14 protein-coding genes are annotated in these 11736 nt (G+C 49.0%); 11 read left to right on the top strand and 3 right to left on the bottom strand.

The features are described from left to right. Positions 1-54 precede the first annotated feature (54 nt). Positions 55-816 carry a 5'/3'-nucleotidase SurE gene (surE, locus tag HMPREF3050_RS07610; RefSeq protein WP_070774333.1) on the bottom strand — a complete coding sequence of 254 codons (762 nt, stop codon included), beginning with the start codon at positions 814-816 and terminating at the stop codon, positions 55-57. Positions 817-1082: 266 nt separating this feature from the next. Between surE and HMPREF3050_RS07615 the strand changes: the two genes are divergently transcribed. From HMPREF3050_RS07615 to mltB, 8 genes are all read left to right on the top strand, one after another. Continuing rightward, entirely contained in the window at positions 1083-1610 is a 528-nt protein-coding gene (locus HMPREF3050_RS07615; RefSeq protein WP_246830244.1) for a hypothetical protein, read from the top strand. Between the two features lie 160 nt (positions 1611-1770). Then, positions 1771-2244 carry a hypothetical protein gene (locus HMPREF3050_RS07620; RefSeq protein ID WP_003757373.1) on the top strand — a complete coding sequence of 158 codons (474 nt, stop codon included), beginning with the start codon at positions 1771-1773 and terminating at the stop codon, positions 2242-2244. A gap of 51 nt (positions 2245-2295) precedes the next feature. Beyond that, on the top strand, positions 2296-2958 hold the full coding sequence (locus HMPREF3050_RS07625) for a 4'-phosphopantetheinyl transferase family protein (RefSeq protein ID WP_246830245.1): 663 nt from the start codon (positions 2296-2298) through the stop codon (positions 2956-2958). A 268-nt stretch (positions 2959-3226) separates the two neighbouring features. Beyond that, complete coding sequence (gene rpsF, locus HMPREF3050_RS07630; RefSeq protein ID WP_003757376.1) at positions 3227-3598, top strand: 30S ribosomal protein S6; 372 nt, start codon at positions 3227-3229, stop codon at positions 3596-3598. Beyond that, on the top strand, positions 3595-3897 hold the full coding sequence (gene priB, locus HMPREF3050_RS07635; RefSeq protein WP_210399922.1) for a primosomal replication protein N: 303 nt from the start codon (positions 3595-3597) through the stop codon (positions 3895-3897). The genes rpsF and priB overlap by 4 nt, the downstream gene beginning before the upstream one ends. A gap of 6 nt (positions 3898-3903) precedes the next feature. Further along, positions 3904-4134 (top strand): 30S ribosomal protein S18, encoded by a 231-nt coding sequence (gene rpsR / locus HMPREF3050_RS07640; RefSeq protein WP_003678863.1) that lies wholly within the window; start codon positions 3904-3906, stop codon positions 4132-4134. 16 nt (positions 4135-4150) lie between these two features. Continuing rightward, the gene (rplI, locus tag HMPREF3050_RS07645; RefSeq protein WP_003743490.1) at positions 4151-4603 is read left to right on the top strand and encodes a 50S ribosomal protein L9; all 453 of its coding nucleotides are present in this window, start codon (positions 4151-4153) and stop codon (positions 4601-4603) included. 112 nt (positions 4604-4715) lie between these two features. After that, positions 4716-5798, top strand: coding sequence for a lytic murein transglycosylase B (mltB, locus tag HMPREF3050_RS07650; protein WP_070774334.1), 1083 nt, complete (start codon positions 4716-4718; stop codon positions 5796-5798). A 66-nt stretch (positions 5799-5864) separates the two neighbouring features. On the opposite strand, the gene HMPREF3050_RS07655 is transcribed toward mltB, so the two are convergent. Further along, complete coding sequence (locus HMPREF3050_RS07655; RefSeq protein WP_070774335.1) at positions 5865-6578, bottom strand: aldose epimerase family protein; 714 nt, start codon at positions 6576-6578, stop codon at positions 5865-5867. 198 nt (positions 6579-6776) lie between these two features. Here HMPREF3050_RS07655 and dnaX point away from each other — a divergent pair, with 198 nt between their 5' ends. The 3 genes from dnaX to HMPREF3050_RS07670 all read left to right on the top strand — a co-directional run bounded on the left by dnaX (position 6777) and on the right by HMPREF3050_RS07670 (position 10353). Beyond that, positions 6777-8963: a DNA polymerase III subunit gamma/tau gene (dnaX, locus tag HMPREF3050_RS07660; protein WP_070774336.1), complete on the top strand. Its 2187-nt coding sequence runs from the start codon at positions 6777-6779 to the stop codon at positions 8961-8963. Between the two features lie 141 nt (positions 8964-9104). Beyond that, positions 9105-9440 carry a YbaB/EbfC family nucleoid-associated protein gene (locus tag HMPREF3050_RS07665; RefSeq protein WP_003744574.1) on the top strand — a complete coding sequence of 112 codons (336 nt, stop codon included), beginning with the start codon at positions 9105-9107 and terminating at the stop codon, positions 9438-9440. Between the two features lie 346 nt (positions 9441-9786). Further along, the gene (locus HMPREF3050_RS07670; protein WP_070774337.1) at positions 9787-10353 is read left to right on the top strand and encodes a hypothetical protein; all 567 of its coding nucleotides are present in this window, start codon (positions 9787-9789) and stop codon (positions 10351-10353) included. 141 nt (positions 10354-10494) lie between these two features. On the opposite strand, the gene HMPREF3050_RS07675 is transcribed toward HMPREF3050_RS07670, so the two are convergent. Then, positions 10495-11538, bottom strand: a complete 1044-nt coding sequence (locus HMPREF3050_RS07675) for a sulfate ABC transporter substrate-binding protein (RefSeq protein ID WP_049224160.1) — start codon at positions 11536-11538, stop codon at positions 10495-10497. Positions 11539-11736 lie beyond the last annotated feature (198 nt).

Raw genomic sequence — 11736 nt, forward strand, 5'->3', positions numbered from 1 at the left:
CTTGTCCTGATTTAAATTTAATCCACTATATCAGAAGCAGGTCGTCTGAAAAGGTTATGTGTTTGAAGTTTTTATGCCTTGCCAAAACTCGTTGACGCTTTGGAGTTGGTTATAGGCTGTCAGGTCGATTTGCAGGGGGGTGATGGTAATGAACCCTGCTTCGCACTCTCCAAAGTCGGTGCCTTCCTCTTGGTCGGAAATGTTGCCGACCGGCCCTATCCAGTAAATCGGTTCTCCGCGCGGATTGTGCATGGGGACGATGCTTTGCTCGTGGTGTCTTCTGCCCAATCGCGTAATTTTAATGCCCTGTATGTCTTCAGGCATGACTGCGGGGATGTTGATATTCCACAGGATGGGCTCTTTAGGAGGATTTTTTAACAAATATTCTAGCAACATCCAAACGGATTTTTCAGCGGTTTTCCAATAGCGGCCGCGTGAATCATTCAATGAAAAAGCGATGGCGGGAATGCCCATCAGATAGGCTTCGGTTGCTGCAGCGACTGTACCCGAGTAGAGGGTGTCGTCCCCCATGTTGGCGCCATTGTTTATTCCGGATAAAACCAAATCGGGTTTGAAATCGGGCAGGGCGTGTTGTCCGACATGGATACAGTCGGTTGGCGTTCCGCTGACATAGTAAAAACCGTTTGAGGCTTCTTTTATTTGCAGCGGGCGGTCAAGTGTTAAAGAATTACTGACGCCGCTGCGGTCGCGTTCGGGTGCAACTACGCGGACATTGGCAAATTCTGCTGCAACGCGTGCCAAAATAGCAATGCCGGGGGCTAGGTAGCCGTCGTCGTTGGAAATTAAGATATTCATAAGCGTATCCGTAACATAATCTGGGCAGTCTAACGGTTGATGATAAAGTTTGTCTATTTTTCAGATGATTTTATGTGTGTGGCGAATTGAGAGTCGTCTGAAAGAGAGAGTTCATACAATTTGCTTTATAACAATATTTGAAGTCGTGCGGTGAGAGGGAATTTTTGTAAAAGAAGGGGTGATTTATTTCTTATCAGATAATCCGCAATGCATTACAATAACAAATCGTAATCCTTATTTACAAACTACTTTCGGGAGTTATTGAAATGCGCCGTTTTTCTTATCTAATCGCTTTGTCTTCAGTATTAGCCATTTCTGCATGTGCTAGTAACCAATCAAAATCGGAGTCTTCTGTCGGAAATTCAGGCTCGGCTTCATCTCATGAACAATATGCTGGGAAAGCTTCAGGAGCATGCCGCAGTGTGGGGGAAGGGCATAAAGTGAATGGCAAAGGAAAAAATGACGTTTATATGTGTAAGGCAAGTGTTGCACTGAATTCCGATGAAGCGAAATCTGTTCTGAATCCTAATATCAAAGTTTCTTACGGCAGCACCGGTAATACCACTTTGGTCTCCCGTCAAATTGCCAACATGGTCGGTAAAAGTCCGGAGGAATCCTGCCAGCGTGCTTTCTTGAGTACAGTGAAACGCTTCCAAAGCACTGCGGTACAAAGAAAAGCGAAATCCGTACGCTTAGTCAGCTATTTTGACAAAAAAACCGTTGGCGGCAATGAGTATGAATGCCATGTTGCTACTTGGAACAGCCGAGTGGTTTTAAAAGGAAGCTTGCATTAAAAGTGTAACGACCAAATTATGGTTTGGCGGTAATTTGGTCTAACTGCCACGGCAATTTCAACTGCATGTTTGCCGTGGGGCAAATCAGCCCGCAGGTTCAACTCCTGATTGACGTTCCCCACGAATCCTGCACATTCCAATCTATATGGAGCGTTTATCTATGGAATATCCTTATCTATTATCCGTTTCGCCCGATTCGTTCATCCTGTTTGATAACGACAAAGACAATTTTTTTGACGAATTTTATCGGGAATTTTCCGGTTGTGCGTTTGATAGCGAATGTGAAAATGTGTGGTATTTGCAGGGTACGGACGCATTTTTTGCCGTTCAGGGAAACCGGCTTGTTTTGCAGGATTGGGCAGGGCAAATTTATTTTTCGCTGCCGTTATCCGTGTCGCTGGATTCGGTGGAGAATGGCGGTGTCATGCTGGTTTCCGGTATGCCTGAACCAGTTTCTGCCGAAATACTTCAAGCTGCGTTTGGAAGCACGAAAGGCGATGACAAAGCCTTGTCGCAGGCATTGTCGGATTTTGAAGCGCAAAACGGTTGGAACGAATACGATTGTCAGGCGTTGTGTATTTGCCTGTTCAACGAAGAAGGGTTGGAGCGGATGAAACGGGACTATGAGTTGTAACCGCCTTTTCAGGCAGTCTGCGACAATGTGTTGAAATGAGCCGGTGGGTATATGCTGCCGGCTCATTTTGGTTTTAGAAAATTTTGTTTTGGATATCCGATGAAGAAGCATTTGTATTGCCTGCTCGGAGATGAGCTACTTGCCGAAACTTATTGTGATGATTCTTTAAGTCAACATGATAGGCAGAGGATAGCCCAATCACCGCAATTGTCGGAAAGAATAGATTGGAAAGTCAGTCGCGCCCTTAAGCAAAAATCAAAACATCCAATCGTTTCGCTCAGCCATAGTCACGGCATTGCTGCGGTATTGTGTACATCAAATAGTCTGTCCGCCGGTGTGGATGTTGAGAAAATCCGTTTTCGTGATTTTCAGGCGTTGGCGGAGTGGGTATGTGCTGAGTGGGAAAAGGAATATTTGGTATCCAGGGATTGGGATAAGGAAGAATTTTATCGGCTATGGTGCATTAAAGAAGCACTGTTGAAGGCGGCGGATTTGGATTTTCCCGAGGATATGCGCAAGGTTGGCTATCGATTTACAGCAGATGGAAAAAAGGGAATACAGGTGTGCGGATGTTCGGATTGGCATGGAATGACAGCGATGTTATCTGATGGATTTGCTGTTGCCTGTGTTTGGCAGGGGAATGATGTTGAAGTTTATCTGGAATGTCACGGCGGGATAAATAAGGATGATTTGATGAGGATAGAGGTCGTCTGAAAACAGAATATAGTGGATTAACTTTAAACCAGTACGGCGTTGCCTCGCCTTAGCTCAAAGAGAACGATTCTCTAAGGTGCTGAACGTACTATCTGTACTGTCTATGGCTTCGTCGCCTTGTCCTGATTTAAATTTAACCCACTATATTTTCAGGCAGCATTGTATGCTTGTGACAGACTTGAATTTCGGTTATAATCCGACGCTTTCAACCTTGCCTTTTGCTTTCGCATGGCAAAAGGCTGTATTTAATCATCCATAAGGAGATAACATGCGTCATTATGAGATCGTGTTTATCGTTCATCCTGATCAAAGCGAGCAAGTGCCTGCTATGGTTGAACGTTACAAAACCATGATTGCCGAAGCCGGCGGCAAAATCCACCGCTTGGAAGACTGGGGCCGCCGTCAACTGGCTTACCCGATTAACAAAATCCACAAAGCACACTATGTTTTGATGAACATCGAAACTACTCCTGAAGTAGTTGAAGAGCTGGAAACCGCTTTCCGCTTTAACGATGCCGTACTGCGCCATCTGACCATCAAAACAAAACATGCTGTAACCGAAGCCTCTCCTATGCTGGGCGGCGAAAAAGCAAAAAACTTGCTGAACGGTGCGGCTGAAGAAGTTGCAGCAGCTGAATAAGATTGGATAATCTTACAAAGCTTACCGCCCTGATTTACAAGGTTGAATCCTTGAGATATACGCCGGCAGGAACCCCTGTTTTGGATATTATGTTAAAGCATGAATCTTGGCAGGAAGAAAACGGGCAAAAATGCTTGGTCAGTTTTGAAATTCCCGCGCGTATTTTAGGTAAGCAGGCTGAAGAATGGCAGTATCGGCAAGATACGATGGTTGAAGCAGAAGGCTTTCTCGCACAGCGAAGCAAACGCTTCCCAAGGCCGATACTCCGCATACAGAACATTAAAGAATATAAAGGTTAAACGACAATGGCTCGTCAATCATTCAAACGTAGAAAATTCTGCCGCTTTACGGCTGAAAAAATCCAAGAAGTCGATTACAAACAAGTTGATCTGCTGAAAGACTTCATTTCTGAAAACGGCAAAATCATCCCTGCCCGCATCACTGGCACCAAAGCGCATTACCAACGCCAATTGGCTACTGCAGTCAAACGCGCACGTTTCCTGGCTCTGCTGCCTTACACCGATCAACACAAATAATTTTGGAGTTTAAATCATGCAAATTATTCTGTTAGAGAAAATCGGCGGTTTGGGCAACTTGGGCGACATCGTTACCGTAAAAAACGGTTACGCTCGCAACTTCCTGATTCCTGCCGGCAAAGCCAAACGCGCTACTGAAGCCAATATGAAAGAATTCGAAGCACGCCGTGCCGAATTGGAAGCCAAACAAGCCGAAATCTTGGCCGATGCTAAAGCACGTCAAGAAAAACTGGACGGTCAAACCATCACTATCGCTCAAAAAGCCGGTGTGGACGGTCGTCTGTTCGGTTCCGTTACCAATGCCGACATCGCTGCTGCGATTGTTGCTTCAGGCGTTGAAGCTGCAAAATCCAACGTCCGCCTGCCTAACGGTCCTCTGAAAGCCGTAGGCGAGTACGAAGTTGAAGTGGCTCTGCACACTGACGCTGTTGCTGCGATTACCGTTGCTGTTGTTGCGGCTGCCGAGTAATAGACAGTCTTAAAAGGTCGTCTGAAAGGGAATGGAATGTATATTCCTACCGTCTTTCAGACGACCTTTTTGCATAATTAAGACTGCTTCCTTAGTGACTATAAATTCAGATATGAAAAAATTTATCCCTTTCATCGCAATATCAACCGCGTTGCTACTTGTTGCTTGCAATACAACCAAAACAAACGTTGAGTCTGCTAAAACGGTTGAGCCGATCAATCAAAGCAAAAACCAGCGTCCTGCTTTTGATTCTGCTGCGGAATCGGTTGCCAGCAGCGGCTTTAATGCCAATACCAATGTCCGCCAGTTTATCCGTTATGAGGCAGCGAAAAAGCAGTTTACAGAAGCCGAGCTGCAAAACTTTTTTAATGGCGTGGTTTACAAGGGCAATATCATCAATATCATGTACCGCCCGTCAACTTCCCGCCCTTGGTATGAATTCCGCACGGGCAACTCCGGCGCGACGAAATTTAATGGCGGCAAACAGTTTTACGCCGCCAACCGTGCCGTTATCGATGATGTGGCACGCAAATACGGCGTACCTGCCGAGCTGATTGTGGCGATTATCGGCATTGAAACCAACTACGGTAAAAACACGGGCAGCTTCCGCGTTGCTGATGCTTTGAGTACCTTGGGTTTTGATTATCCGCGCCGCGCCGAGTTTTTCCAAAACGAGCTGATTGAGCTTTTGCTGATGGCAAAAGAAGAAAAAGAGAATGTTTTTGACTTCAAAGGCAGCTATGCGGGCGCAATGGGTATGCCGCAATTCATGCCTTCGAGCTATCGCAAATGGGCGGTCGATTATGATGGCGACGGACACCGTGATATTTGGAACAATATCGGCGACGTTGCCGCCTCTGTTGCCAATTATATGAAGCAACACGGCTGGAAAACGGGCGGAAAAATGATTGTTCCCGTCAATCTGACAATTACGCCCGATTTAAAAGCCATCATTGATGAAAAAACCGCATTGAACCGTACTGTTGCCGATTTCAAAGCAATGGGCGTGGTTCCGCAAAAAGCGGTTGCCGACAATGAGAAAGCCGTTTTGTTCAGCTTGGAAACCAGTCCGGGCGTATTTGAATATTATCTCGGTCTGAATAATTTCTATACAGTTTGGCAGTATAACAACAGCCGGATGTATGTTACCGCCGTGCGTGATATTGCGAATGCAATCAACAACAACGGTTTGTAATGTTCAAAAACCACCTTCTCCAAGGTGGTTTTTTATTTGAGGGCCTGAAACAAATCCACTCCAAATTCAAGCAATCAAACGGATTTTCATGCCGTAACGCTTTTTGCCATGTCCCGATACAAACTGCCCACCGCGCGCAGGCGATAAAAAGGCGTTGCCTTCGGCGGTAGGCTCTGCGCAGGTGTATTGTCCGTTGCGGTCGCTCCAAAGCGCGTAAACGGGCAGGTTTTGCGTTCGGATGTCGAGTTTCAGTCCGTCAAACGCAACATGTGTATCCGACGGTGAAGCGACAAATTCCGTGTGTGCAATATAGTCGGCGTCGTAGGGCGCGCCGTTGAAATCGAATTGGGTGCCGACGGCGGGGAAATAGGGATGGAAACCGGGCGAAGTGCGCACGGGCGCGTCGCCGTAATTGCAGACGGTCAATGTAGCGACTGCTTCGTTTTCGTTTGGCAGGCTGTAATCCAGCAGCCATTCGACGTTTTCATAGCCCTTTGCCGTGCTGATCAATCTCAAGCCGACATCCGATTCGTTTTGATAACGGATTTGCCAAGTAGAGGTTCTGCCGAAACCGTGTTGCGCCAAATGGTTTTTACTGTCCGGCCCGAACTGCGGCAGGCAGACGTGCATCCCGCCGCGTAATTTTGTATCAGTGCCGACTTGGACGCTGGTTTTCGGGAATAACACTTCTCGACCGTGTAAAACCAAATTGTCCACATATGCGCCCAGGGTGTTTATCTGCATGGATGCGGAATGATTGCGTAAGATGATTTCAGGCATAGTGATTTGTTCTTCAAGATATTTTAGATTTTGTAATATTCTAACGATTATACACGCGCCTTTCCCGATATGCAGACAGAAAATCCTTAATAAAAATCAAAAAAATGCTAAAATACCCGTCATCTTCCAAGGTCGTCTGAAAGGCGTTCAACCACTTTTCAGACGACCTTCCGATTTATTTCCAGCAGAGAAAACCTTATGGCTTATCAAGTTCTTGCCCGTAAATGGCGTCCGAAAACCTTTGCCGACTTAGTCGGTCAGGAACACGTCGTCAAAGCCTTGCGCAACGCGCTGGACGAAGGCCGCCTGCACCATGCCTACCTACTGACCGGTACGCGCGGGGTCGGGAAAACCACCATCGCTCGTATTCTGGCGAAAAGCCTGAACTGCGAAAACGCGCAACACGGCGAGCCTTGCGGCGTGTGCCAAAGCTGTACGCAAATCGACACCGGACGCTACGTTGATCTGCTGGAAATCGACGCCGCCTCCAACACCGGCATCGACAACATCCGCGAAGTACTGGAAAACGCCCAATACGCGCCGACCGCCGGCAAATACAAAGTCTATATCATCGACGAAGTGCATATGCTCTCCAAAAGCGCGTTCAACGCGATGCTGAAAACGCTGGAAGAGCCGCCCGAACACGTCAAATTCATCCTTGCCACCACCGATCCGCACAAAGTCCCCATTACCGTTTTGAGCCGCTGCCTGCAATTTGTCTTGCGCAACATGACTTCGCAACAGGTTGCCGACCACCTTGCCCATGTTTTAAACAACGAAAACATCGCCTACGAACCTGCCGCCCTGCAACTCTTGGGCCGTGCCGCTGCAGGCTCGATGCGCGATGCCTTAAGCCTGCTCGACCAAGCCATTGCGATGGGTTCGGGCAGCGTTGCCGAACAAGACGTGCGCCAAATGATTGGCGCGGTGGACAAGCAATATCTGTACGAACTGCTGGCGGGTATCGTCAACCAAGACGGCGAAGCCCTGCTGGCGAAAGCGCAGGAAATGGCGGCGCGCGCCATCGGCTTTGACAGCGCGTTGAGCGAACTTGCCATGCTGTTGCAGCGCCTCGCCTTGATACAGGCAGTCCCTTCCGCTTTGGCACACGACGACCCTGAGCGCGAAACCCTGTTGCAACTGAGCCAGGCACTCAGCGGCGAACAAATCCAGCTTTATTATCAATGCACTATCCACGGAAAACAGGATTTGAGCCTTGCACCCGACGAATACGCCGGCTTCGTCATGACCCTGCTGCGTATGCTTGCGTTTGCGCCGTTGGCAGCGGATGCGCACGACGTTGGCGGACATATTGAAAATACCGAGCTGCATTCTGCCGAAACGGGTGTCCATACCGCAAAAAAGCCTTTGCAACTTCCCCAGCCTGAAGCCGCCAAACCACCCGTTCAGACGACCCCTGCGCCTGTCACGTCGTCTGAAAACAAAGTTGCCGAACCGGTTTCGACTCAAGGAAACAACGACGTTCCACCTTGGGAAGACGCGCCGAGCGATGTGGAAACCGTATCGGACACACCTGCGCAAACGGCGGATGCGAGCGTTCAGACGACCTCTGACGCAGCAGAGACAAACACTCCGTCCGCAAACGAAGCAGAAACGCCGTTTCAGACGACCCCTCAAGCCGAAACGTCGTCTGAAAACCAAGTTTCCGATTACGGGGTAGCAAACAACGAAACCGAGGTTTCCTTGGCTGAAAGGTCGTCTGAAAACACAAACCTAATTCAGACGACCCCAGTCGCAGAAGCCGTGGACGCAGAAGCATTTGCGCATGAAGCTCCCACAGAGCCTTTCTACGATTACGGTTCGCCCGAGCATGACTACCTCGTAGCAGACAGCGCGGAAATGCCCCCGCCGCCGGATTGGGAACACGCCGTCCCTGCCGATACGGCAGAAGCAGAATCGGAAGCCGAAGAAGACGGCGACGAAGAAGAAGACACGCAGTTCGCCCCGTTGCCCGAGTTTTCCACCGAAAACTGGGCGGCAATCGTCCGACACTTCGCCCGCAAGCTCGGCGCCGCGCAAATGCTCGCGCAACACGCCGCATGGACGCACTACGACGCAGGCAGCCATCTGATGATGCTGTCGCTGACCGACGAAGCCCGCGCCACCGCCAACAAAGAGCGGCTCGACAAAATCAAAAACACGCTTGCCGAAGCCTACGGCCTGCCGTTGAAATTGCAAACCGAACCGTGGCGCGACGACGCAGGCTGGGAAACCCCGACCATGCGCCGCCAACGCCTCCAGCTCGAAGGCAGGCAGCAGGCGCAGGATTTGCTCGAAGCCGACGAAACCGCGCGTCAGGTTTTAAAAGTTTTCGAAGCCCAATGGCAGCCCGATTCTTTGGAACTGGCGGAGCAGGCGGAATAACGGCAATCGAGAATTTCCGTTTCCCTTCGGATATATAAACATTCAAGTCGTCTGAAAACCGTCAACCCGCTTTCAGACGACCCTTCACACCAAACGGTATGACCCCATAACCTTAACGATTCAACCACAGGAGTTTTAAATATGTTCGGAAAAGCCGGATTAGGCGGCCTGATGAAACAGGCGCAGCAAATGCAGGAAAACATGAAAAAAGCGCAAGCGAAACTTGCCGAGACCGAAGTAGAAGGCGAAGCAGGAAACGGCTTGGTTAAAGTCGTGATGACCTGCGCCCACGTCGTGCGCAAACTCGAAATCAGCCCCGACCTGATTCAAGAAGCCGCAGACGACAAAGAAATGCTCGAAGATTTGGTGCTCGCCGCCATCAACGCCGCTTCTGAAAAAGCCGAAGAAACCACTAACAAAACCATGGGTGCATTCACCCAAGGCCTGCCCGCAGGCATGGGCGACTTCTTCCGCTAAACCCGCGCCGCAAAGCAAATATATAGTGGATTAAATTTAAATCAGGACAAGGCGGAAGCCGCAGATACAGTACAGATAGTACGGAACCGATTCACTTGGTGCTTCAGCACCTTAGAGAATCGTTCTCTTTGAGCTAAGGCGAGGTAACGCCGTCCTGGTTTAAAGTTAATCCACTATAGGTCGTCTGAAACGCTGAAAAAGCAGTTTCAGACGACCTTCGGATTATCTGTTTTGCGGATTGAAATCAACATATCGGCGGCCATTCCGCCGCAGGCATATTGAGTGCGCCATTGCATTCAAGCCCGCTCAATCAAGATTAAAAACCAACCGATACACCAAACAAAAAATGAAACCGTCCCTTCCCATCCGCTCACTTCTTTTAAGCTGTATGTTCGCCGCAGCAAGCGCAAACAGCCTTGCCGCCGAAACCGTCATTACTTCTCCGGACAAACAGTTCAGCGTCAGAAAAGTCTGCAACCATAAAACTAAAGAATGCTCTTTCTTTGCAAGCAAAAAAGCCATTGCAAAAAATCTTCCCGAAGACAGGACGAGCTATGAATGGCTTGGCAATACCTTTGCATTAAGGATCAGCTTCGGATCGTATGATTCCTACACCACCTTCGCCGACCGTACCCACAAGCCCCATACGCTTTCCTCCGTCATCGCCACCGACAGCAAAACGCAATGCGCCGTGACCGCAGGTTATAAAGGCGTGTCTTTCTACTCGCTGTTCCATGAAAAACCGGTCAAATTCATTTCCGCAAAAGACAAAAAATTCGGCTTCATCCAAGATGTCGCCACGTTGGAATCCGTCGTCGAGGCAGAATTCAAAGGCAAGAAAGTCCGCATGACCTATATGAACAAAGCCGATCGCAATGTCTCGGTCGTTTTGGACAATCCGTGTGTGAAATGATGTACCAAGTTTGATGGACGAGGTCGTCTGAAAAGATGCCGTTCATTCAAAAACGAAGCAGCCCGAAACCTGACTGAAAAAAGGTTTCGGGCTGTTTGCGCCTGTTTGGCAAGCCGAAGCGGGTAGGGTGCAAGGTGTTTTTTAGCGTTTGGGCGAGAGCTGATCCACCAAGCCGCCGTCGGCAAAATATTTCTTCATGATTTCAGGCCATGTGCCGAATTTTTCATTCGGATTAAAAGTTTCGATATCCGGGAAATCAGCTTTGTGTGCGGCGAGGACTTCGCTGTCGCGCGGACGCAGATACAATTTGGCGGCAAGCTCTTGGGCGGGTTTGCTCCAAAGGTAGGACAGATATTCCTGCGCCGCCTGCTGCGTACCTTTTTTATCCGCCACGCTGTCCACGACGGCAACCGGCGTTTCCGACAAAATCGTGTAGCTCGGGTAAACAATCTCAAATTGATCTTGAGTCAGTTTTTTGCTGACATGATTCGCCTCGTTTTCAAAAGTAATCAAAACATCGCCGATATTGCGCTGACTGAACGTCGTCGTTGCCGCCCTGCCGCCGCTTTCAAATACCGGCGTGTTTTTCAACAAAGCAGCGACAAATTCCTTGGTTTTGCCTTCATCTCCGCCAAACGCCTTCAAACCGTAGCCGTATGCGCCCAAAAAGGCGTAGCGGCCGTTGCCCGTGGTTTTCGGGTTGGCGAGTACGATTTTTACCCCGTCTTTGGTCAAATCGTTCCAATCCTTGATTTGCTTCGGATTGCCTTTGCGGACGAGGAAAACTGTCGTGCTGGTGTAAGGCACGGCTTGGTCGGGCAGGCGTTTAGCCCAGTCGGATTTGACCAAGCCTTTTTGTTCGAGCAGCTCGATGTCGGAAGTCTGATTCATGGTCACCACGTCCGCCGCCAAACCGTTCGCCACAGATAAAGCCTGCTTGCTGGAGCCGCCGTGAGACTGCTGGATTTCAATAGACTCGCCATGATGCTTTGCCTGATATTCTTTAATAAATAACGGGTTGTATTCTTTGTAAAAATCCCGTGCCACATCATAAGACACATTTAAAAGCGTAATGCCCTTGCCGTTTGCCGCCGGCGCAGCCGCCTTGTCGGCAGCCTGTTCGGACTTGGGCGAGCAGGCGGAAAGGGCAATGGCGGCAGCCAGCGACAGTATGCGGATATTCATTCGACACTCCTGAAAAATTCGGAAAACAATTCGCCCGATTCATTGCCGATAAGGACGTAACGCACAAAGCATGAACAGGCAGTGATTACAAAGCACTTTATCTCGAAAGAATAAAAAGCGGAAATAATGTTTGCTTCGGCGGATATCAATTTTGGTTATAAGGTCGGCGTATTCGCATTTGAAGTGCAACTTTCCATA

The sequence above is a fragment of the Neisseria sp. HMSC065D04 genome, from assembly GCF_001815675.1.
In the GTDB taxonomy this organism is placed as follows: domain Bacteria; phylum Pseudomonadota; class Gammaproteobacteria; order Burkholderiales; family Neisseriaceae; genus Neisseria.

Coding starts and splice junctions, on each gene's coding strand:
- HMPREF3050_RS07675 (WP_049224160.1), bottom strand. CDS start 11,538: ATGAATATCCGCATACTGTCGCTGGCTGCCGCCATTGCCCTTTCCGCC.
- rplI (WP_003743490.1), top strand. CDS start 4,151: ATGCAAATTATTCTGTTAGAGAAAATCGGCGGTTTGGGCAACTTGGGC.
- HMPREF3050_RS07670 (WP_070774337.1), top strand. CDS start 9,787: ATGAAACCGTCCCTTCCCATCCGCTCACTTCTTTTAAGCTGTATGTTC.
- HMPREF3050_RS07620 (WP_003757373.1), top strand. CDS start 1,771: ATGGAATATCCTTATCTATTATCCGTTTCGCCCGATTCGTTCATCCTG.
- HMPREF3050_RS07615 (WP_246830244.1), top strand. CDS start 1,083: ATGCGCCGTTTTTCTTATCTAATCGCTTTGTCTTCAGTATTAGCCATT.
- HMPREF3050_RS07625 (WP_246830245.1), top strand. CDS start 2,296: ATGCTGCCGGCTCATTTTGGTTTTAGAAAATTTTGTTTTGGATATCCG.
- surE (WP_070774333.1), bottom strand. CDS start 816: ATGAATATCTTAATTTCCAACGACGACGGCTACCTAGCCCCCGGCATT.
- mltB (WP_070774334.1), top strand. CDS start 4,716: ATGAAAAAATTTATCCCTTTCATCGCAATATCAACCGCGTTGCTACTT.
- HMPREF3050_RS07655 (WP_070774335.1), bottom strand. CDS start 6,578: ATGCCTGAAATCATCTTACGCAATCATTCCGCATCCATGCAGATAAAC.
- HMPREF3050_RS07665 (WP_003744574.1), top strand. CDS start 9,105: ATGTTCGGAAAAGCCGGATTAGGCGGCCTGATGAAACAGGCGCAGCAA.
- rpsF (WP_003757376.1), top strand. CDS start 3,227: ATGCGTCATTATGAGATCGTGTTTATCGTTCATCCTGATCAAAGCGAG.
- dnaX (WP_070774336.1), top strand. CDS start 6,777: ATGGCTTATCAAGTTCTTGCCCGTAAATGGCGTCCGAAAACCTTTGCC.
- rpsR (WP_003678863.1), top strand. CDS start 3,904: ATGGCTCGTCAATCATTCAAACGTAGAAAATTCTGCCGCTTTACGGCT.